This is a genomic window from Porphyromonas sp. COT-290 OH3588 (assembly GCF_000769075.1).
GTDB lineage: Bacteria > Bacteroidota > Bacteroidia > Bacteroidales > Porphyromonadaceae > Porphyromonas.
Window position 1 is genome coordinate 1 of the sequence record NZ_JRFC01000022.1, and the last position, 22701, is coordinate 22701.

Annotated in this window: 17 protein-coding genes and 2 pseudogenes; 10 read left to right on the plus strand and 9 right to left on the minus strand. The window is 49.6% G+C overall.

Annotated features, from left to right (window positions below; all coding sequences use genetic code 11):
- Positions 1 to 120: 120 nt before the first annotated feature.
- Both HQ48_RS09200 and HQ48_RS06205 read left to right on the plus strand, forming a co-directional pair.
- A pseudogene (locus HQ48_RS09200) lies at positions 121 to 210 on the plus strand (DUF3853 family protein); the annotation flags it as partial.
- Positions 207 to 458: pseudogene (locus tag HQ48_RS06205) on the plus strand (mobilization protein); the annotation flags it as partial. The pseudogenes HQ48_RS09200 and HQ48_RS06205, both read left to right, overlap by 4 nt.
- 44 nt (positions 459 to 502) lie before the next feature.
- On the opposite strand, the gene HQ48_RS06210 reads toward HQ48_RS06205, so the two are convergent.
- Entirely contained in the window at positions 503 to 850 is a 348-nt protein-coding gene (locus tag HQ48_RS06210) for a translation initiation factor (protein WP_044232435.1), read from the minus strand.
- Between the two features lie 105 nt (positions 851 to 955).
- Between HQ48_RS06210 and HQ48_RS06215 the strand changes: the two genes are divergently transcribed.
- The gene (locus HQ48_RS06215; RefSeq protein WP_044232464.1) at positions 956 to 2086 is read left to right on the plus strand and encodes a GNAT family N-acetyltransferase; all 1131 of its coding nucleotides are present in this window, start codon (positions 956 to 958) and stop codon (positions 2084 to 2086) included.
- An 89-nt stretch (positions 2087 to 2175) separates the two neighbouring features.
- Complete coding sequence (locus HQ48_RS06220; protein WP_044232437.1) at positions 2176 to 2982, plus strand: DNA alkylation repair protein; 807 nt, start codon at positions 2176 to 2178, stop codon at positions 2980 to 2982.
- 224 nt (positions 2983 to 3206) lie between these two features.
- Here HQ48_RS06220 and gnd read toward each other — a convergent pair whose 3' ends face one another.
- The 8 genes from gnd to HQ48_RS06260 form a co-directional block, all read right to left on the minus strand.
- Positions 3207 to 4670 (minus strand): decarboxylating NADP(+)-dependent phosphogluconate dehydrogenase, encoded by a 1464-nt coding sequence (gene gnd, locus HQ48_RS06225; RefSeq protein ID WP_044232438.1) that lies wholly within the window; start codon positions 4668 to 4670, stop codon positions 3207 to 3209.
- Positions 4671 to 4753: 83 nt separating this feature from the next.
- The gene (locus tag HQ48_RS06230) at positions 4754 to 6793 is read right to left on the minus strand and encodes an alpha-L-fucosidase (protein ID WP_044232439.1); all 2040 of its coding nucleotides are present in this window, start codon (positions 6791 to 6793) and stop codon (positions 4754 to 4756) included.
- A 33-nt stretch (positions 6794 to 6826) separates the two neighbouring features.
- Positions 6827 to 7900 carry a ferrochelatase gene (hemH, locus tag HQ48_RS06235; protein ID WP_044232440.1) on the minus strand — a complete coding sequence of 358 codons (1074 nt, stop codon included), beginning with the start codon at positions 7898 to 7900 and terminating at the stop codon, positions 6827 to 6829.
- Positions 7901 to 7905: 5 nt separating this feature from the next.
- Positions 7906 to 9153: a GTPase HflX gene (gene hflX / locus HQ48_RS06240; RefSeq protein WP_044232442.1), complete on the minus strand. Its 1248-nt coding sequence runs from the start codon at positions 9151 to 9153 to the stop codon at positions 7906 to 7908.
- 107 nt (positions 9154 to 9260) lie between these two features.
- A complete protein-coding gene (locus HQ48_RS09045) occupies positions 9261 to 10451 on the minus strand; it encodes a glycosyltransferase (protein WP_052408998.1) in 1191 nt (396 codons plus the stop codon).
- A 21-nt stretch (positions 10452 to 10472) separates the two neighbouring features.
- The gene (locus tag HQ48_RS06250; protein WP_044232443.1) at positions 10473 to 11615 is read right to left on the minus strand and encodes a glycosyltransferase family 1 protein; all 1143 of its coding nucleotides are present in this window, start codon (positions 11613 to 11615) and stop codon (positions 10473 to 10475) included.
- Entirely contained in the window at positions 11612 to 12649 is a 1038-nt protein-coding gene (locus HQ48_RS06255; RefSeq protein ID WP_052408999.1) for a lipopolysaccharide kinase InaA family protein, read from the minus strand. Before HQ48_RS06255 ends, HQ48_RS06250 begins: the two co-directional genes overlap by 4 nt.
- Positions 12650 to 12824: 175 nt before the next feature.
- Positions 12825 to 13652 (minus strand): enoyl-ACP reductase, encoded by an 828-nt coding sequence (locus HQ48_RS06260; protein ID WP_044232445.1) that lies wholly within the window; start codon positions 13650 to 13652, stop codon positions 12825 to 12827.
- Between the two features lie 887 nt (positions 13653 to 14539).
- Between HQ48_RS06260 and queF the strand changes: the two genes are divergently transcribed.
- From queF to HQ48_RS06285, 6 genes are all read left to right on the plus strand, one after another.
- Entirely contained in the window at positions 14540 to 15010 is a 471-nt protein-coding gene (gene queF, locus HQ48_RS06265) for a preQ(1) synthase (protein WP_044186507.1), read from the plus strand.
- Positions 15007 to 15888: a diacylglycerol kinase family protein gene (locus HQ48_RS06270; RefSeq protein ID WP_044232447.1), complete on the plus strand. Its 882-nt coding sequence runs from the start codon at positions 15007 to 15009 to the stop codon at positions 15886 to 15888. Before queF ends, HQ48_RS06270 begins: the two co-directional genes overlap by 4 nt.
- Positions 15889 to 15908: 20 nt before the next feature.
- Complete coding sequence (locus tag HQ48_RS06275) at positions 15909 to 19229, plus strand: DUF2723 domain-containing protein (protein ID WP_044232449.1); 3321 nt, start codon at positions 15909 to 15911, stop codon at positions 19227 to 19229.
- Positions 19226 to 19858 (plus strand): polysaccharide deacetylase family protein, encoded by a 633-nt coding sequence (locus tag HQ48_RS06280; protein ID WP_044232451.1) that lies wholly within the window; start codon positions 19226 to 19228, stop codon positions 19856 to 19858. The genes HQ48_RS06275 and HQ48_RS06280 overlap by 4 nt, the downstream gene beginning before the upstream one ends.
- Positions 19859 to 20062: 204 nt before the next feature.
- Positions 20063 to 20218 (plus strand): hypothetical protein, encoded by a 156-nt coding sequence (locus HQ48_RS09395; RefSeq protein ID WP_160225939.1) that lies wholly within the window; start codon positions 20063 to 20065, stop codon positions 20216 to 20218.
- A gap of 1132 nt (positions 20219 to 21350) precedes the next feature.
- Positions 21351 to 22685 (plus strand): gliding motility-associated C-terminal domain-containing protein, encoded by a 1335-nt coding sequence (locus HQ48_RS06285; protein WP_044232453.1) that lies wholly within the window; start codon positions 21351 to 21353, stop codon positions 22683 to 22685.
- Positions 22686 to 22701 lie beyond the last annotated feature (16 nt).

Below are 22701 nucleotides of genomic sequence, written 5' to 3' on the forward strand. Positions count from 1 at the left end.
ATAGGGGGATAGTATTCAAGGCTCCCCAAGCCGCTCAAACACGCAAAAAACACCGAGAAAGATACAAGAACCTTTGAGCGGCGCATTGCGCAATAGTCACCTTTTGTTTGACAACATACAAGAGCCATCACGCAAATTGGTCGAAAAATCATCATTGACGCAGAACTTGCTCTCGAACTCGCAGGGCGCAAAGCAGGAGGACGCAAATGAACCATCCAACTGCAGCCATCCAACCACCGCTTGATCTAGAAGCGATGTGGCAAAACTCCTTGATTCGTGTGAGCGACCAACTGACCATTCCTCCTGTGGTGCTCCGTGTCAATGAAGCCATCATTGGTACGCTGGGTAACTTTAGTGTCTCCACGGGCAAGGCGAAAGCCAAGAAGACATTCAATGTCTGTGCCCTTGTGGCAGCTGCGCTCATCAATGGACAAGTGCTAGAATATCGGGCGTCATACACGTTCGCTTAGCAAAAGGGCTGAGATCAACGTTTCTCGCCTTTCTATCCGCCAGCCTTTTTCGTTTGCTTGTATCCTAGAGAGAGTAAAATCTGGAGCAGTTTATCTCGTTGGTCGCCTTGAATAATGATCTCCCCATCTTTTGAGCTACCACCGACACCACAACGCTGCTTGAGCTGTTTGCATAAATCTGCTAGATCTTCATCACGCCCCACAAAGCCTGTAATCAAGCTAGCCTCCTTACCTGCCCTCTGCCTACGACTAAGACCGATGCGTAGTTTCTGGGCCTCTGGGTCAAGCGTCTCGGCTTGCTCTTGACCTTCGTACTCGTACTGATAGTCAGGATTGGTGCTATAGAGAACCCCTAGGCGACTCTTCCAATCATTTGCCATACTATGATAATCAAATATTTAAGCTAAATTTGTGGACTAAAGGTAATTATTATTGATCGAATGTATTCTAGGCTTTGGGAAGCCAGAGCCATAAATGTGTCGATTATGTCTGTAGAAATTAAGCAAATAACGGAGCTGTCTGACCTGAAGAAATTCGTTAGATTCAACATACAGCTCTACAAAAACAACCCATACCATGTGCCGGGGATCGTCAATGACGAACTGATGACGCTTGACCCTCAGCGCAACCCAGCTTTCGAATTCTGCGAAGCTGCCTACTTCCTCGCCTACCGCAATGGCAAGATCGTGGGGCGCATTGCAGGCATCATCAACCACAGGGCCAACGAAACGTGGAACCAGAGCAATGCTCGCTTTGGTTTTTTGGACTTCATCAACGACGACGAAGTGGTAGATGCTCTCTTCGTAGCTGTAACCAACTGGGCCAAGAACAAAAACATGGAAATGCTCCAAGGCCCCATGGGTTTCACTGACCTAGACCACGAGGGGATGCTCATCGAAGGGTTTGACCAGCTCGGGACTATGGCCACCATTTACAACTATGCCTATTACCCAAGGCAGCTAGAGCGACTGGGCTTCATCAAAGATCAGGACTGGAAGGAGTACAAAATCTTTGTTCCCAGTGCTATCCCCGAGAAGCACCTACGTATCTCCGAGATTGTGCGTAAGAAATATGGGCTCAAGACACTCAAGTTTAGGACACGCAAGGAGGTAATGCCCTATGCTAGACGCATCTTCGAAACGCTCAATCAGTCTTACTCGGTGCTGTATGGCTTCTCTGAGCTTACGCCAGCGCAGATTGACTACTACGTCAAGATGTATATCCCGATGATTCGCCTAGAGTTCGTAACCCTCATCGTTCGTGAGGCGGACGACAAGGTAGTGGGCTTCGCTATTACGATGCCTAATCTAAGTAAGGCACTCAAAAAAGCTGCTGGTAGCCTATACCCCTTCGGCTGGGCTCATCTGGCCAAGGAGCTCTACATGAAGGGTAACCCCGTGGTGGATCTATACCTCATCGGCGTTATCCCCGAGTATCAAAATAAGGGTGTGAATGCCTTGCTCTTCGACGACCTAATCCCAGTCTTCCAAAGAAATGGTATCAAGTACGCAGAGAGTAATCCGGAGCTTGAAACCAATACTGCTGTGCAGATGCAATGGAACTACTTCGAGCGCCAGCATCATAAGACTAGGCGTGCCTATATCAAGCGTATTTAGACGAAGGGGAAAATACTAATGAGTAAGCCAGTAGCCCGAGATAGCATTTCAAATGATGCAGCTCGGGCTATTGATTTAATGACGATTTAATGAAGCAAGCAACAAGAAAAGGTGCAGTACGTGTAGACCTAATCCCACTGGATATCTTAGAGCAGCTCAACCGAGGAGAGATCGAAACGGCCAATCTAATCGAGGGATTGGCTATTGACCAAATCGCTCTGATGAGAAGCGTACTTACTTCTTTGGGCAGAGAAGCCTACATACAACCAATTTTGGAGGCAATCGAAGCACTGCCCAAAGCAACATTCAATACGCTTAATCATGCCATAGGACGAACCCTTCATAGGCTAATCTCACACCACAGAGATGATGCCCTCTGGCGGAGTATAGCTACCCACAGCTCCGATACGATCCGCTGCTGGGCTTGCTATGTAGTGGCGTCTAGAGATCTGGCGATGGACGAATACCTAGAACAAATCAGGCCATTTGCTACCGATCATCACTTTGGAGTAAGAGAAATTAGTTGGCTATCTATGCGCTCACACATCATTGAGCATCTAGATCTCAGTCTAGCTCTGCTATCCGATTGGGCTACCGACGACAACCCCTATATCCGGAGATTTGCGACGGAGGCTACTCGCCCTAGAGGTGTCTGGTGCCAACATATAGATCGCCTCAAGGCTAACCCTAGCTTGGCGGGCGATCTGCTCGAACCGCTCAAATCAGAGCCAGTGAAATATGTGCAAAACAGTGTAGCTAACTGGCTCAACGATGCCAGCAAAACAGCCCCCGACTTTGTCATCAGCCTAATACATCGTTGGCAAACGGAAAGCCCAACCAACGCAACGGCCTATATCGCCAAGCGAGCTCTACGCTCGCTGAATAAGAAAAGCTAGAAGACCTTCAATAGCACAAAAAGCAAAGCGCACTCTCCTCTCCCGAGGGGAATGCGCTTTTTCTGATTTATCACTTAAACGGTTTACTATTTACAGAGCCAGTACTCAAGATTTTGCTTACTCTAACTCTACAATGCAAAGGTAGATATAGCCTCAGCCTCACACAATACCTACAAATGTGTAATTTACCAAAGGCTTATACCTAAGAGCGATGAGACTCTATTCTAAACGTTGTAAGTGGAAGATGAAGTATTACCTCCGTAGCCAGTCCAGTTCTCGTGAAAGAACTCTCCTCTAGGGCGATCCACTCGCTCAAATGTATGAGCTCCAAAGTAATCACGCTGCGCTTGAATCATATTAGCAGGCAAACGCTCGGAAGTCAGAGAATAGAAATAGTTGAGTGCTGTAGAGAAAGCCTGAACAGGCACCCCAGAAAGTGTCGCTAAAGCCACTAGACGCTGCCAAGCTGGCAGAGCCTGCTCAATTTCCCCACGGAAGTAGTCGTCCAGAAGCAAGTGGATAAGTTCGGGATTTTGCTCGTAAGCTCTAGAAATCTGCTCCAAAAAGCCAGAGCGAATGATACACCCCGCACGCCATAGCTTAGCAATAGATGCTAAATCAAGCCCCCAGCCTCTCACATGAGAGGCCTCTTGCATCAAGCCAAAGCCCTGCGCATACGAAACGAGTTTGCTTGCATACAGACAGTCATGCAGATCACACACCAGTTCGTCCTCCGAGGCTGTTAGGTCTACTCGACGAACGAAAGCCTTAGCCACCTCTACTCGTAGATCTTTATTAGCCGATAGGCTACGCTCATAGACTGCGGAGGCAATTAGGTTAAGAGGAGTACCATACTCAAGCGAGTTGATAACGCTCCATTTACCCGTTCCCTTTTGCCCAGCAGTGTCGAGGATTTTATCAATGAGGCAGCTACCATCAGCATCACGATGAGCCAAGATAGCAGCGCTAATCTCAATGAGATAGCTATTAAGCTTACCTTCGTTCCAGCTAGCGAGCACCTCAGACATTTTCTCGTTGGTAAGGCTTGGCTGTAGCTTCATCATACCATACGCTTCGGCAATAAGTTGCATGTCGCCATATTCAATGCCGTTATGTACCATCTTGACAAAGTGCCCTGAGCCACCCGAGCCAACCCAACTACAGCAAGGCGAGCCATCCTTGGCCTTGGCCGAGATTTTCTGAAAGATTGGCCGGATCTCTTCCCAAGCTTCTACTGCGCCACCCGGCATGATAGCGGGGCCATTAAGCGCACCTTCTTCACCTCCCGAGATACCAGCCCCAACGAAATAAATTCCATGCTGACGAAGGTAGGCTTCTCGGCGCTCGCTATCCTCCCAATTGGAGTTCCCCCCGTCAATGACGATATCACCCGCCTCTAGGTACGGTAGCAGTCCCTCAATGACCATATCCACGGGCTTGCCAGCACGGATCATCATCATAATCTTACGTGGGCGCTGTACAGAGGCAACGAAGTCCTTGAGATCTGTAAAACCTAAAAAATTCTTGCCAGCAGCACGACCCCGTATAAAGTTCTTCACTACATCGGCTTCGGCTCCCTCGGCTCGGTTATAAACGGATACATGGAAACCGTTGCGCTCCATATTCAGGGCAAGATTCTCACCCATAACGGCCAATCCGATTAGGCCTATATCTGATAGTCTACTCATTATTTATAGCAGGTATTTATGTTGGTTTATTTATAAGTGATAAGCATAAACCAACCCATTTTGTTTGATTAAACCACCTCTAGCTAGAAGACCTCAAGGTCACCGATGCTCACGTGTTGGCGATCTTCAACGGTCTTGGTAACCACTAAGCGAAGGCTATTCCCTACGACACCATCGGGGAGATCCACAGATACGGGGATCGGGTTATTACGAATATTAGAGAACTCGCCCTTGGCTACTGAGCGGCCCCCGACTAAAATCTCATAGCGCTGGATATGTCCATCGGCATCTCTACGCTGATCTGGTGTGTAGACTAGTCGTTTGATAGGACGAGCCTGTGGAAAATTGAGGGTAATCTCACGAGCCTTGTTAGGTAGAACAACGGCTGAGTAGCCATTGCCGTCCATAATCCTAAGCCGATCCTCGTCACTAAGGCTCTGTATCTTCACATCCTTGCCCGAATACCCAAAACTAACACCAGTTGTTGCAACAAGCCCCGAGCGCTGGCTCTGTGCCTGCACGCTAACAGAAAGGTGGTCGCCCGGCAAGTGAACTGGACCAGAGTAGGCCTGCCAAGCCCCATCGCCCAAGCGGTAGCTTAGAATTAACTCACGATTGCTTCCTGTTACATAGAGAGTATCTTGAGAGGAGCGACGTACTGTAGGGGCCTCCACAAGCTCTGCTGCCAAATAAGCTCCAATCTCTGCTAGGCACACAGGGCCCTTAGACTTAGTCACACGAACACGAATGGCATCTGTCTCGACTGTCTTAAAACGAATAATGCGCTTGTAACCGATAGTCGTGAGGCTGTCCACCGTGTCGATTGGCTTCCACTGACCATCTGCATCGGCAGTTTCGATAGCAAATGCCTCGACACGCTGACCAAGAGGAATATACTCTTGAAGCATCAGGTTATTGACTGCCGCTCGCTTGGAGAGCTTGATGCTGATGTCGGCGGTAGACACGGCATCTGTAGTGGCCCAATAAGTTTCGTCGCTACCGTCTACTAGGTGCTCTGGTCTGTAGGTCTTACCACGACGAGTATCAGCTGCCGTCACACTAGACTTGAGGGCTAGATTATGCTCGAAGCTTGATCTGATGTACTCATGCCAAGCAATCAGATTGGCAGAGTCCGTAGCAGGAATACGTCCGTCTAGTGCGATAGGACAGTTGAGCAAAAAGTTGGCATTGCGCCCAACGCTCTGATAGTAGAGGTTCGCCAAGTTCGCCACCGATCGAACCTGATGATCCTCTCTATGGTGATAGAACCACCCCGGACGAATGCTCACATCAACTTCCGCTGGTAGCCATTGCTTAGCATCGCTCATACCCCATTGTAGCTGAGTGTGGTGCTCTTCTCTCTCTGGATCATAGGCGCAGTAGTTGGTTTCCCCTGCCGAGCCACTCTCATTGCCAACCCAGCGGATCGTAGGCTCTGTACCACCAAAGATCATAATATCTGGGTTATTGGCACGCAGGATATCTCCCGCCTCGTGATAGCGATAATATGTTTGGGGATCTATCTTACGGGCAGAGTCCGCCCCGCCATACCAGCCAGTACCACCATTGGCGCCATCGAACCAGTACTCAAAGAGTTCACCATAGCCAGTAGTCAGCTCACGGATCTGTTCATGGAAAATCTTACGATATTCCTCATGTCCGTAGTGTGCGTTATTACGATCCCAAGGGCTAAGGTAGAGTCCAAACTTGAGTCCATGACGCTTACATGCTTCGCTGAGATCTCTTACTAGGTCCCCGTTACCACCCTGCCATGGGCTAGCCTTAACCGAATAGTCGGTTGTCTTAGTAGGCCACAGGCAGAAACCATCGTGGTGCTTGGCCGTCAGAATGATCCCTTTCATACCTGCACGCTTGAGCGTGGAGGTCCATTGCTCTACGTCTAGGGTGTCTGGGGCGAAAGTGGAGGCTGGAGTATTGCCGTAGCCCCACTCTAGGTCATTGTAGGTATTGAGGCCAAAGTGGATAAAGGCATAAGTCTCTAGACGATGCCAGTCCATCTGAGCTTGAGTCGGCACAGGGGCAATTGGAGCAGGAGGTGCGTCCTCGGCTGCGCAGGAAGCTAGCATAGCTCCCAAAAGGCTTGCGTAAATAGCTTTCTTCATTTATATTGAGTATTTATTAATGTATTACTTATTTCATGCACATGTTTCTTGTACAATCTGAGCAAGTACCCCTACGAAGTCGGCGGAACTATTAAGACAAGGGACATATACAAAGGACAACCCTCCAGCCTTCTTAAACTCTTCGTGGTACTCATGGTCAATCTCGTAGAGGGTTTCCAAGCAGTCGCACACAAAGCCCGGACAAACAACAACGACACGCTTATGCCCCTCCTTAGGCCAAAGAGGAACACGCCCCTTCATATATGGTTTGAGCCACGGATGCCAGCCCAGTCTAGACTGATATACCAACTCGACACGCTCTCGAGGGATTGCTAGATCCTCAATAAGGAACTGTGCCGTACTCTCACAGTGCAGTCGATAGCAAGTATCTCTGTGGTCCATACCGTGATCATCACGACGATGATAGCAATGATGAGGTGTGCCATTGTTCTCCCCACAAGGCTCCTCTATATGCGAGATCGGAACACCATGGAAGGACACCACCAAGCGATCGTAGGGCTGGTCTAGATACGGCTTGATGCTATTGGCTAGTACCTGCCTGTAAATAGGATGATCGTAGAAGGGTCTGATGACGTTCATGCGGAATGTCGCACCCAGTTTGTCTGCAACACTCTGGGCATACTCGACAGCCGTGAGGAATGTGCTACGGGTATAATGCGGATATAGAGGTACTACGATAACCTCCGTAATGCGCTCTAGAGCCATGAGGGCTGTAATGGCTTCAGTCATCTCTGGCTTACCGTATCGCATAGCCATAGCTACGGGTAACTCTAGCTGATCTGCTAGCTCACGAGCAATGTGAGCAGTGTGCCTGACAAGGGGGAAACTCTCGGTTTCTTCGTCCCAAATAAGGCGGTAGGTCTTAGCCGACTGAGGTGCCCTACGAGGGGTAATGATCCTTTTTACTAATAGAGATCGCCAGAAAGGAGAAATCCCTATCACATGCTCGTCCATCAAGAACGTAGTCAGGTAGCTTGCTACATCTTGGACAGCTGGCGAGTCTGGTGACCCCAAATTGATGAGCAGTACCGCTCTCGATTTGGGATAGCTAGCCCCATAAATAGATTGAATAGATATCTCGGTCATCTCACCTACTCAGATGATAAAAGCGGCCCCTCATCTGCAAGAGCAGAGTCGTAGTCTTGGAAAAGAAAGTCATTGTAGGGGAAACGAGTTACATGAATCTCCTTGACCCTCTGGTAAAGTAGAGCCTTGAGGTCGTCTATTCCCTCGCCATGGCGTGCCGAAATAAAGCGACAGTCGTCCCCCATGCGTGCTAGCCATGTCCGCTGTAGCTCCTCGGCCGATATATTACGCTTCGTCCTAGGGCTAAGATCATCGGCATCTTTCTCCTCCCAAGTAAAGGCATCGAGCTTATTAAAAATCAGAAGCATTGGTTTATCTTCCTGCCCAAGCACCTCCCTTAGGGTGGCATTAACGACTTCTATCTGCTCCTCGAAGTTGGGGTGTGACACATCAACCACGTGCAATAGTAGATCTGCCTCTCGCACTTCATCGAGTGTGCTCTTGAAACTCTCTACAAGCTCCGTGGGCAGCTTACGAATGAAGCCCACTGTGTCGCTAAGTAAGAAGGGGAGATTGTGTACGATGACCTTACGTACGGTAGTGTCTAGTGTAGCGAAGAGCTTATTCTCGGCGAAAACCTCACTCTTGGCTAGGGCATTCATCAGCGTACTCTTGCCCACATTGGTATAGCCCACGAGAGCAGCACGCACCATCTTACCTCTATTCTTACGCTGCATCGACATCTGTCTGTCGATGAGCTTAAGCTCTTCTTTGAGGTGAGAAATACGATCTTGAATGATACGCTTGTCCGTCTCGAGCTGAGTTTCTCCCGGACCACGCATACCGACCCCACCTCTCTGACGCTCAAGGTGCGTCCATAGGCGAGTAAGTCTGGGCAACATATATCGATACTGTGCCAGTTCTACCTGAGTCTTGGCATAGGCCGTTTGAGCCCTTGAGGCGAATATATCTAGAATAAGACTTGTGCGGTCTAGTATCTTGACCTTGAGTGCGGCCTCTATGTTACGTAGCTGCTTGGGGCTAAGCTCATCATCGAAGATCACAAGACCGATCTCGTTCTCCTCGACATAGAGGCGAATCTCCTCCAACTTACCTTTGCCGACGAAAGTCACAGGGTGAGCGCTCTCCAGCCTCTGGACAAAACGCTTCACTGGGCGAACGCCAGCTGTTTCGCTCAAAAAATCAAGTTCATCTAAGTACTCCTTGACCTGCTCCTCACTCTGTGCACGAGTGATTAGGCCGACCAACACTGCTTCCTCAGATTTAACTTCTGTTATAATGAAATCTTTCATACTGACACAAAAATACGCATAAAGGCCAAAGCCATCAAATAGCCATAGTCCTTATAAATGGGATGATTGGGTACTGCTTAGGCAAATCCTGCTCAAGCGAACCTCTGCTAGGATAGGTCCTGCAGGAGCCTAGCCCAACGCTCATCGTTGACCTCTCGAGTGAAAAGCCTACGTCGCTCTAATGCAGCCAAACGCATACGCTCCAACCGACCCTCATCTCTACACAGAGCAACCAAAGTATCGGCATACTGTCCTAGATCAAATGGTCGAATACGTACCCCACAACTATCGTTTGCCCCCAAGATACCTTGCATACCAGCACAGCAATCGAAAACGAGCGGCACCACACCATAATTAATAGCCTCGGCCATAACCATTGGCCAACCCTCAAACGTCGAGGTCAAACAAAGAATAGAGGCTGTCTGATAAACTGAGCTAGTGTCGCTAATATACCCACAGAAATGCAGTCGCTCGAGCTTGAGTGCCTGCGCCATACGCTGTAGATGCTCCAGATCTCGGCCATTACCATATATCTTGAGCTCCCAATCGGGGAGCTGATATTGCACCTTACTCCAAACCTCCAACAAACGATCCACACGCTTCTGAAGGGGATCTAGACGCCCTACGAATACAATCTCCTTGGCCTTGTCCAACGGCGGATTGGGAACCAAGTCAATCGTATTATATATAGGGATGATTTTGTCAACTGTCACTCTATCCAAACCCAACACTTTAACAAACTGCTCCTTATACTCAGGGCAAAGCACAATAAAGCGGTCATAGAACTTAATTTGCTCTAGATTGATTCGCCTATTTTCCGCCTTAAATTTCGATAAGATCTGATACTTCAGACGTCCGATTGTCTGCCACTCTAGCCATTTGAGTATAGACTTGTGCCTCCTGAGCTTCTTACGCTCTAGCAAATGGGTGTACTCCCAGAATGGCTGCACATGGGACCAAAAAACTAGCCTACAACCGGTGGCCTCACGTACACCTAGGGGCACACTAGGGCTAGAGCTACAAACGAACAAAATATCTAGCTGACAAGTCTTGATGCACTCAATAAGCCCCTCGATACATACCCGATCGAGCAAGTCACAGCCCTCTGGGAGTAGCCAAATATCATCAAGATCTCCCGAGGGAGGCATAAATTCCTTTGGCTCGTGGGTTAGAGCAATGAATGTAGAGTGAATACCCCACGAGGCAAAGAGCTCAGCCGTATTATAAGACACTTGCTCGGCTCCGCCGAGATGCAAGTGATGATGTAGAAATCCTACTCGCTTTATGTAATGAATCATCTTGATGCAAACTTCTACTAATTAGTCATGCGTAAGCAATACATTCTCGTACACAGTGCGTAGCTCACGGACGATCTGTTTAGGGTTAAACCTTTGTGCATAGATACGCCCCTCATGCCTCATACGCTCGGCTAAGCGTCTATCATCAATAACCGAGAATATCTGGTCGGCTAGCATATCGGGGTCGTCGGGATCTGTGTACAGACTATTGGGACCTCCTGCCTCCTCCAGACAGCTCCCCGTAGCGCCTATGACGGGGACACCCGCATTGAGCGCTTCTATAAGCGGTATGCCGAAGCCCTCGAAACGAGAGGGATACACAAAGACCTCGGCTCCACCATAAATCCCGGGGAGATGCTCGCTAGGGATAGCATGCATCAGACGAACCCGAGCAGCGACTCCACGCTTGCGAGCCTCGGCCATGACGACATCGCAGTAGGGAGTGCGCTTACCTACAGCTATTAGGTGAATATTTTTATCAATCAAGAGCGAAAGAGCCTGAACAACCAGTTTGAGATTTTTGCGCTCCTCGATGCTACCCACAAAAAGGATATAGCGCTCTGGCAGCTGATAGTGCCCTCTGGCGAAAGCAATCTCCTCCGGTTTCATCTGAGCAAAGCGCGGCGAACAGCCCTGATAGATCACAGACACCCTCTCTGGCTCTACCCCAAAAACGTCTACAATATCTCTACGTGTGAACTCGCTCACAGCGATCACATGGTCTGCCGCCCTAGCAGAGGCTCCATACTTACGGCGATATAGTGCACGATCAATCGGTTTATAGAACTCAGGGTGACGAATAAAAGCCAAGTCATGTATCGTCACTACCGTACCAATGCGCTTCTCTCTATACAAGCCCAAAGGTAGCTCATTGCTCAGTCCGTGGTAGATATCAACCTCCTCTTTCAGGAGCATGGACTTGAGTCCATAGTTGCGCCACCATGCTCCGAGCATCTTGCCCATACCACTCTCTGGGGTGTGCAGGCTCACAGAGCGGTTCTGCAGCAAAGTATCGTATAGATGTGGATTGCCTAAACTCGGCGAGCAGAGCAAATAGTTGCTCTCGGGGTAGTACTCCGCTAGAGCACCTACGATGTAGCGGCTGTAGTTGCCTAGGCCTGTAAGATTGTTGGTGATGCGCTTGGCATCAAAAGCTATGTTCATGACAAACCTGATTGTGTCGATTGGGATTGATGAGGTCTGAGTAACCGATACGAATAACCGTACCTACGCCGCAGAGTATGGCTGATATCTTCGTACGACAGGTACTCTAGATAGAAACGCTCAGCATCCGCCTCTAGTATACCACGCCTACGGCTCCCCTTAGCCAAAAGAGTTGCTATGGTACGCCTAGAGAGGTAGCCAAGGTAGCGACGGGCAAAATCCACTAACCCTATGCCATAGACACGTCGGGCGTATCTAGCAGCCATTTTGGGTAGACGGGCCAGCCAAAACCTCTCATAAGCCTCAAGTAGTGCGTTCGTAGTAGTCAGCTGCTCCCAACCTCGCTCTCGAGCATACACTGTGGCCAGCGCTACTAGAAACGACCTATTGCTAGCCAGCCGAGAGAGGTTCTTAGCGGCTTCGGCCAGAGAGAGTGGACGGGAGCGAAAAGCCATACGATTGACATCGACCAAATAGAATTGATACTCTCCCCTCTCATCTCTACGATACAGCACATTGCCCGGCGAGAGATCTCGATGTACAATGCCTGCTATATGCAGATTGGCAATGAAGCGGCCTAGGGACTCTACGAAGCCCATCGGTGCAGTAAGCCCTCTAGCATGAGCATGAATATCATACTCCGTAGCATCGACCCAAGCCGATGCATAGTAGCTCCGCCCGAGAAGCCCCCAAGTGTCACGCTGCTCGGCATAGCCTAGAGGCTGAGCTGTAGCCCCTGATAGGAAATCGAGCTGCAAGGCGTGCAGATAAGAGCGCTTAGCCTTGCTTACTCCCAAGTAGCTGTAATAGATGCGACGTGGCAAGGACACACGCCCAAAACACTTGAGGACATAGGCAGGCTCCGAGCCATATTGTAGGCGATAGAGCATGTTGCGCCCCTCGTATATAGGTGTACACTGCCAGCCTGCGGGCAGAGATGCGCCAGAGCGAAAAGCTTCTGCCACCTCAATCAGCTCACAGAGCCGACGCTGTGCCACCCCATCAATAGCTCGATAAATGACTCGATCGTTCATATTAGTACAAATATAACCATTTATCTCTAGTGCTCGCCCCCTACTGCCCGAGCTGACATGGCTGCACACACTCTGCCCCACAGAGCTACGAACGCAGAGATGAGGATTGCACCAAGCCCAAAGGCAGGTACAACCCTCATCGAGATGTTTGTTTAGTAGGATCTACAAGAGAGGCTTACTTCTCTTCGCGCCCCTTGGCGTAGGCCTCCATAGCCTCATAGCTCATAGCCATAGAGCTGAAGCCACCGTCATTGAACAGGTTCTGCATCGTGATCTTACGTGTCAGATCACTAAATAGAGAGATACAGTAGTCGGCACAGTCATCGGCATCGGCATTGCCTAGAGGAGAGATATCCTCGGCGAAGTGCAGCAGATCAACCATACCCTTAACACCGCTACCTGCCGTAGTCATCGTTGGTGACTGAGATACGGTATTGATGCGCACACCCTTCTCACGACCATAGTAGTAGCCGAAGCTACGAGCGATGGACTCTAGCAAGCTCTTGGCATCGGCCATATCGCCATAACCGAGGAAAATGCGCTGAGCAGCAATGTAGGTCAATGCCACCACCGAGCCGCCTTGCGCGATTGCATCAAGCTTCTTGGCTGTCTGGAGCATCTTGTGAAAAGAAACAGCAGAGATATCAAGCGTCGTAGAGAGTAGCTTATAGTCTAGATCGTCGTAGCTACGACCCTTACGCACGTTGGGGCTCATACCGATAGAGTGTAGGACGAAGTCTACTGGCCCACCGAAGGTATCCATAGCAGTCTTGAAGACGAGCTCTAGATCCTCTAGGCTAGTTGCATCGGCTGGCACGACCTTAGCTCCGAGCTTCTCACCAAGCTCATTGAGCTGTCCCATACGTACGGCAACGGCAGTGTTGGTCAGGATAACTTCTGCCCCCTCCTCTACTGCACGCTCAGCTACACGCCAAGCAATCGACTGTTCGTTTAGGGCGCCGAAGATGATACCCTTCTTACCCTTCAATAGATTATAGCTCATAATCCTTATATTCTTTTTAGTGGTTAGTTAGTTCTACTTTAATGGTCAGCCTGTTCGGCTTCTATATGCACAAAGGTACAACTTTTGTGCGTCCCCCCAATACCCACTAAGTTTTTTCAGACCTACTGACAATCACTGGAGAGGTCTATTCATCACCTTTTCGGTTAAAGTATGTAAATGAATTAGTCTTAAAGTTGAGATAACACAGGCACTATTCATAAAGACTGATGAGATTTACCCCAAAAATGAAGGACTAATTTTGTCCGATTGTAGGACTAACTTGTTGCGATGTGTCCACCAATCCCAACAAATTGATGGGTAGAAAATCTCTACACAATGGCACAGAAACACCGGATCGCTAGCAAAAACAACTTATCCAAAAGGATATCAACGCATTACAATCAGCCTCTTTAAGGCGGGTGTTTTCATGCGGCTGGGAGTAAGCTCCCCAAAGAGGTAGAGTGCAACCTAGAAGCCGCTAGAGGGCAAATACGAGGTCTACCCTCCTCTACCCTTACGAGGCAAAAGCTACTACGATTGTACTCCTATTTTGTTAAGATATGTTGCTGTTTTTATATTCGCCTCTCAACTCTAGCCTAACGTGCAGTCAATCAGACTGACCACAAATGACTTGTAGATTGAGATCAGTTACGCCACAAGTATATGAGGCTGATCTGTGCTAGAGCATAAGCCCTCAATAAGCATCACATTGGGCATTAGGTATAATATCTACACGCACACTCCCAAAGGCAAGTATGAGAGGAAAAACGCTATCTTTGTGAGTTCGACAGAGTAAGATCTTTGTGGGGTTTTTCTTGCTATGAGCTAGCCCTGCAGTCTTGGCGAACAAGAAGCTAAAAAGCATAACAAATAAAAACAAACGATATATGGCAAGTATTAGAGATGGAGAGAACGAGCTCAAGCTCCTAGGCAGTAGCACAGAATATAAGCAGGACTATGCCCCCGAGTGCCTCGAGGCCTTTACCAACAAACACCAAGGCACAGACTATTGGGTTAGATTTCATTGCCCTGAGTTCACTAGTCTATGCCCTATCACGGCACAACCAGACTTCGCTACCATATACATCAACTATATCCCCGATGTGCGTATGGTGGAGAGCAAGAGTCTCAAGCTGTACCTATTCTCCTTCCGTAGCCATGGTGCTTTTCACGAAGACTGCGTCAATATCATCATGCAGGATCTGATCAAGCTCATGGATCCTCGCTACATTGAGGTGCTTGGCGACTTCACTCCTCGAGGCGGCATCAGCATCCTTCCTTACTGCAACTATGGTCGTCCGGGAACTAAATACGAGGCGCTAGCCGAGCAGCGACTCGCCAACTATCCAGTCAAATGAAACGTGCACTAGCTATCATCAACCCTATCTCTGGTACGGCCTCCAAAAACAACCTGCCGGGACGACTGGCCGAGGCCTATCAAGAGACAGATATACAGCTATACATCAGCTATACTAAGGCAGCAGGCCACGCCTACGACCTAGCCAAGAGAGCTGTTGAAGACGGTTTCGAGTACGTTATAGCTATCGGGGGCGATGGCACCATCAATGAGATAGCCCAAGCCCTACTACATAGCCCTACAACACTCGGGATCATACCCAAAGGCTCGGGCAATGGACTGGCAAGGGCATTAGGACTACCGATGAGCGAGAAGAAAGCAATCGAAACGCTCACCTCTGGCGAGAGCATCACGATAGACTGCTGTCTAGCTAATGGTAAGCCCTTCTTCTGTACTTTCGGCATGGGCTTCGATGCTGAGGTAAGTGCGGCATTTGCGGAGGTTCCGTTCAGAGGCTTCCTATCCTATGCCAAAACCTCTATTGAAAAGTACATCAACTACAAGCCTAGCATCTATCGGGTGCAGATGGACGAGCACGAACCGATCCAAACAGAGGCCTTCGTCGTCGCAGCAGCCAACGCCAATCAGTATGGCAACAACGCCTACATCGCTCCCAAAGCGAGCATGACAGACGGCAAGTTTGATCTCGTAATTCTCAAACCCTTCCCAGTGCTGGAGCTGGCACAGATCACGATGCAGCTATTCAGCAAGCGTATGGAGGAGAATGCTCACCAGAGCTCATACCAGATCAAGCGTGCCGTGATCGAGCGAGAAGCCGACGGCGTAGTTCACCTAGATGGGGAGCCGCTCAAATTCGACAAGCGCATAGAGCTAGAGATGTTGCCTGCGGCAATACACGTTATTGCCCCCAAAGAATAAAAATAGCACTACCATAAGAAATGAATTGGAAACGATTTAACCTCATCAACAATGTCCTCGGGTGGCTAGTCTTCGTGATTGCGACGACAGTCTACCTAATGACTATTGGCCCGACGGCGAGCCTGTGGGACTGCGCCGAGTTTATCGCCTGTGACTATCGCCTAGAAGTAGGGCACCCGCCGGGTGCTCCCTTCTACATGCTTGTATATAATGTCATCTCTCACCTAGCGCCAGATGCGACGCAGGTGGCGCTCTATACCAATGCCACCAGTGCAGTCATCAGTGGGCTAACGATCCTTTTCCTTTTCTGGACGATCACGCACATGCTTCGTCGAGTGATTAACCCACACTTCCGCCTCTCTGCTAGCCCAAACGACCCTTCGGCTCAGAGCATCAGCCTCTCACAGGGGATTGCGATCTTCGGCAGTGCATTGGTCGGCTCTCTAGTATATACATTCTCAGACACGTTTTGGTATAGCGCTGTGGAGGCAGAGGTTTATGCCTTTAGCTCTCTATTCACAGCTGTTGTCTTCTGGTTGATGTTTAAGTGGGAGGAGCGCAGCGATGCCGAGAGGTCAGATAGGTGGATTATCCTCATAGCCTACCTCATGGGGCTAAGCATCGGGGTACACCTCCTGAACCTGCTCTGCCTACCGGCTATGGCACTCATCTACTACTACCACAAGGCCGATCGACCAAGTATCAAGGGCATGATTGCCTCTGTGTTGGTGTCTTTCGTGTTAATCGTCGTGATGATGTATGGCATCGTGCAGGGCGTGCCCAAAATGGCAGGACGCTTCGACTACTTCTTCGTCAATACGCTGGGCACGAGCTTCAATACGGGTCTTTATTTCTATCTAGCCCTCGTATTGACTATCCTCTCATGGTCTGTCTACGAGGCGCACCGTGTCTATACGAGTGGTTCATCGGTCGATATACGCCTCAAAGCTGCGATATTCGCCTCTATCTTGATTATGGGCATCCCCTTCCTCGGCAGTGGTATGCTCTTGGGTATCGTCTTGAGCATTGCCCTCGGGGTGTATCTCTTTAAGTTCAGCAAGCTACAGCCAAGGCTCGTACATACGATGCAGATGAGCTTGCTAGCCATAGCTATTGGCTTCTCATCTTATGGCGTAATCCTCGTACGTGCCATAGCAGATACGCCAATGAATGAGAATGCACCCAACAATGCTTTCTCACTCCGCTACTATCTAGCTCGTGAGCAGTACGGAGCTGCTCCTCTACTCTATGGGCCTAGCTTCGCCTCTCGAGCAGTACGCATCAACCCCGGCAAAGAGGTTATCGGGAAGGCTCCCAAGGCATCGCCCAACGATCCCGACCGCTACGTCAAGCTCTACGATCAGCCAGAGGCCGAGTATCCAGATGACCAAAAAATGTTCTTCCCTCGTGTACACGATCGTAGCCGAGCGCAGAGCTACAACATCTGGATGGGACGCAACCCCAACGACATGAGCCAGCCAACGTTTGGCGATAACCTACGTTATTTCTTTACCTACCAAGTAAACTATATGTACTGGCGATACTTCTTGTGGAACTTCGCAGGACGTCAAAACGACCTGCCTGGAGATGGTGGTCTGATGAAGGGGAATGCCGTTACGGGGATTTCGTTCATTGACAACTTCCTTGTCGGTTCGCAAGATAATATGCCCGACTCTATGGCCAAAAACAAAGGATATAACGTGTACTACGCAATGCCTCTAGTGCTCGGGCTACTGGGTATGTTCTACCAAGTGAGTCGTCGCCGCCTACGCAAACGTGGGGACAAAACACTCGGCACTGAGGACGAATACGACAACATCGGGCACTACAGCTTCTGGATAACCTTCCTATTATTCTTCATGACAGGTCTGGCAATCTTACTCTATCTGAACCAAACTCCCGGGCAACCACGCGAACGAGACTATGCTTATGCAGGTTCGTTCTATGCTTTCGCTATCTGGATTGGATTCGGAGTAGCGGGTCTGTGGCGCCTAGTCGCCCGAGCTAAGCTATCAGATACGGCTAGTGCCATCGCTGCTACTGCCATCGCTCTGCTTGTACCCATACAGATGGCGAGCCAAAACTGGGACGACCACGATCGCTCTGGACGTACCATAGCACGAGATATGGGCATCAACTATCTCGAGAGTTGCGAGCCGAATGCTCTGCTCGTCTGCTACGGAGATAATGACACCTTCCCTCTTTGGTATGCACAAGACGTAGAAGGCGTACGCACCGATGTACGCACGATAAACCTTAGCTACTTGGGCGGGGACTGGTACATCGATCAGATGCGGCGTGCGACCTATGAGGGCAAACCTGTTCCGATGAAGTATATGAAGCCCGACTTCTACTACTTCAAAGAATTGGCGTACGTGGCAGATGAGAAGCGTCCGATGCTCCTAGAGGACGCCCTCAAGCTAACGACAGGTACTCCCAAAGAAACAGAGGCAATCTTCCCAACGCAATTTGTCATGCTCCCAGTAGACTCGGCTACCGTAGCCCAAAGCCTAGAGCGAGAGAACCCTGAGCTTGCCAAGCGCGTCGTACCCAATATGCCGATTTCTCTGGCAGGCAAACAATATCTAGACCGTGGCGGACTAGTGCTACTCGACATGCTACAAGAAAACGAGTGGAAGCGACCAATATATTGGTGCATCACATCGCCTCGCAATGCCTTCAGCAACATGCCGAACTATCACGTACAGACAGGTATGACCTACCAACTCCTACCACTCGACCTGACGACCGATAGTATCCGTGGCGAGGTTGAGCCACTACGCCTTGAGCAGATGTACACGAATGTGATGACTAAGTTCCGCTGGGGCGGAGCCGACAATCCAAATGTATATCTCGACGATACAGGACGTAACATGATGGTTGGTATGCGCTCCAATGTATTCGTTCCACTGGCTAAGGCACTACTCAAAAAAGGCGATAAGGTAAGAGCTCAAGAAGTGCTCCGCCGCTGCCTAGAGGTTATCCGCCCAGAGGTAGTGCCTTACGACTACTTCAGCATTCGTTTTGCCCAAGCACTCTACGAGGCTGGTATGCATACAGAGGCTGATCAAGTGGCTTCGGAGATCTGCTCGAGTGCCATGCGTACGCTTGACTGGTGCTTCCGTCTGAGCGAAAGCAACCTAAAGCGTGCTTACAACGATGGTGAAATGCACAACAACTTCGACACAGCACTGATGACCTACCAGATCGCCCGTAGCCACGGTAGCACAGTGCTAGATATGCATCAGGAGAAGCTGCTACTCTACAGCCGCTATCTAGCGCCAGAGAGAGCAGCAGGCGAGCCAACCAAAGAGCAACCTACAAGCCAACCTGCCCAGTGATCGAGCGTCTACTCTGCCGAGTACCTCTGTGGTACCGAGCATTTTTCCCGGGCGCACGCTGGCGAATCCCTGCAATCAGAGGGAAAAGTATCTATCTGACTTTCGATGATGGGCCAGTACCTGAGGTAACTCCTTGGGTACTGGACACCCTCGACGAGCTAGGAGTGAAGGCAACTTTCTTCTGCGTTGCGGACAATGTGCGCAAATATCCCGAGCTATTCCAAGACATCATCAGCCGTGGTCATCAGGTAGCGAACCACTCCTATCACCACCTCAAAGGGCTTACTTGCCCCACGAAGCGGTATATGCAAGATGTCTACCAAGCTCATGAGCTCATTCAGTCACGCTACTTTCGCCCTCCCTACGGGCACCTGCGTCTATCTCAAGTGCGAGAGCTAAGCCACAGCTTCGAGATCATCATGTGGGACGTCTTGACACGTGACTACAACTCCAAGCTACACCCCGACGAAGTCTTCGGTCTGGTACAGCGCTATGCACGCAACGGCTCTATCATCGTCTTTCACGACTCTATCAAGGCAGAGTGCAATATGAAGATTGCGATGCCTCGAGCTGTGCAGTGGCTCAAAGACGAGGGCTATCACTTCCTACGTATCGGGGACGCTCCATAGAGCAGAGGGGAGCAGAGAGTACCCTAATCCTCGACCGCACACTCCACCAAACAGAACCGCCTGCGTAGCGAAGATGCTACGCAGGCGGTTCTGTTTCTCTCAAAAAACCTTAGCGGCTCGAGATAGAGCTATGAAATACACACAATCTAGTGAAGCTTACTTCTTGGCTGAATAGGCTTTCAGCCCCGTTAGGCCGTCAATCCTTTGTCCCTTGGCATTGAACGGATTGGGAGCGGCACCATCAATCAACTCGGCAAGCAGTACATAGTTACACTCAACCTATCGTTTGACCTTGTGCAGTCTAACCTGCCTATCGCCCGAGTGGGTAACACAGAGGAAACTATTGCACAATATCCATAGAGGAACCCACTAGAGGCATCAGGCTAACAAGGGGAGAGGATAACTATTTCTAATGGATTTTGTCTCACACAAATCAAGTAGCTCTCTCTGTCATTGTCCGCTAACCCAGATTTATATTTTAGATCAGTTTTCAGAATGTTAGTGGGAATACTATGCGGATATGGAGCAGAAGATACAAAGGTCGTATTTGCCCCCTAGGAGGCTCTAGATTGCGTTCATCTTCGCATGAGCATTTGCCCCCACCCGACCCCAAAACCGCCTCAAAAACGCCATGAAACTAAAACACTAAAAAACAAATAGATACACCAATCAATTAGGAGATTTTCTGCTTCTAAGGCACACTATCCCTACTTTTTCCCCATCAATCCGTTGAGATTGATGGGCACACCGGAATGAATCAGTCCTACAACTAAACAAAATCAGTCCTTCAATTTTCACAAAGAAGCCTCTTCACTGTCCATGAAAACACCTTATAATCGTCTAAATCCTAGGCTAAATATCAACAATTCTTAACACTATATCTAGAAAATGGGCTACTAGCGATACTGACAAATGCAAGGGCTTGAGATATGCTCTGCCTAATAGTTTGGTCAATAACGATCTTGGGTATATTTGCAGTGTAGATATTGAGGATCATGAGAGTGGTAATCGGGATTACATCTAATGGTTGCTCTATCTCTTACCGGACGAATAGTACAATGAAATGGAAGAATTATCATGTTCACATTCAAAGTGTTTTTTCTTACTACTCAGGCCTATCTATATGGGGAGGTACCCTTGGCCTATGTCAGCCTCGGGTGCTATCAAGGTAAGCTCTATGCGTAGAGCTAGCTCTTGGGCCGAGGAGTCTCTCGAGACTAACGCCATTGTCTAAAAAGGCATATCATCAGAGCCCAAAGAGAGCAAGGGTAAGACAGCCCAAGCGGAGAGCTTGAGCCACTATCTAGAAGTGAGCACATCGTACTCTAGAGGCGATGATATAGATGTCCAAATGGGGCCACGGAGCTCTCTAACCCAAACGACCTTATCGGGATTGTACATTTTTTATGATTTCTCGGCTTGAGAATGTGTCTAATTTGACGGATTTTTGTAATTTTGTGTCAAACACTCAAGTCGGAGTGTTTTTACTGAGATGCGTATATTCAATTCATTCAAGAAGCTGATATTTGCCTCGATACTGCTCCTCCCCTGGCAATGGGGTGGAGCTCAGTCTTTTCGGATTGAGGGGGTACAGCACCAACTCGCCGAGAGCAATGCCCCTGAGCGCCTAGACGTTTATGTGCTTATGGGACGAGCTGAGCGCTTGGTCCTAGCGGGAGCAGCGACAGCCAGTGCTTGGCGATATAGCAAAGATGCGCTACAAGCAGAGCCCCTACCGAGTGCTGTCTACAACGCAGATCTTGGGGCATGGCTCATCAATCAACCAGAGGCTGGCTACGGCTATTTTATCCGCCCAACAGAGGGATTGCCTCGCTACTACTACCTGATCGACTACGCTGCTACACCACTAGAGATTACCTCTCTGTCGGCGGAGCCACACCCTAGCGACCCCTGCTCTCGCATACGACTCTCCGCTCAGGGTTCCATACCAATGCTTACCTATCATACCCCTAGTGGAGTGCCGCACACTCTAGCACGAGAGCTATCCCTGCGCTACGATCAGTTCGTTTGGGACGAAGCCTCTCGCAGCTACCAGAGAGAACAGCAGAGGAGCATAGCTGAGGCACAGGATAATCACATTGAGCTAGAGGCTTCCCTTGCCGACACCCCCTATACGCTAGAGGGAGATAAATGGATCAAATCTTTCGGACTAAACTATCGCCCCATTACCTCTTCCGTGGTAGAGGGCTATCGTTTGGCTGTTCGGCCGTACATAGAGGTTGAGGGGCAGGACGGAGGCAAAGAAGTAGACTGGGAGAACTTATCGGCACCAGCTACTCTGCGACTAGCGGCCATTGGTAACGAGCCCGCTGCCGCCAAGTATCAGTGGCGTATAGAGCGCATGGAGGACAATGCTCCCCTACTCAATTACACGGGCGCAGAGGCGACCTACACCTTCAATCAATCAGGGCGCTACCGCATCCGACTAGATGTTAGCAACAGATCGGGCACTTGCTTCGACAATAGTTTCGAGCAAGTTGTTCGCATCACAGAGTCGAGCTTGGAGGTTCCCAATGCCTTTAGTCCCGGTTCTAGCCCGGGGATTAATGATGTTTTCAAGGTATTCGCTCGATCGCTTGTTCGTTTCGATGCACGCATCTTCAGTTCCTCTGGCCAAGAGATCTATCGCTGGGGGGATCCCAATGGTGGCTGGGACGGACATTATCGGGGGCGTATTGTACCCTCTGGGGTTTATTACTACGTGATTACAGCCGAGGGATCGGACGGCGTGAAGTACAATCGCAAGGGATCAATCAGCATTCTCAAAAGCGATTTCGATGGCTCTGAGCCCAAACCTCAGAGATAACACCCTATTAGGGTAA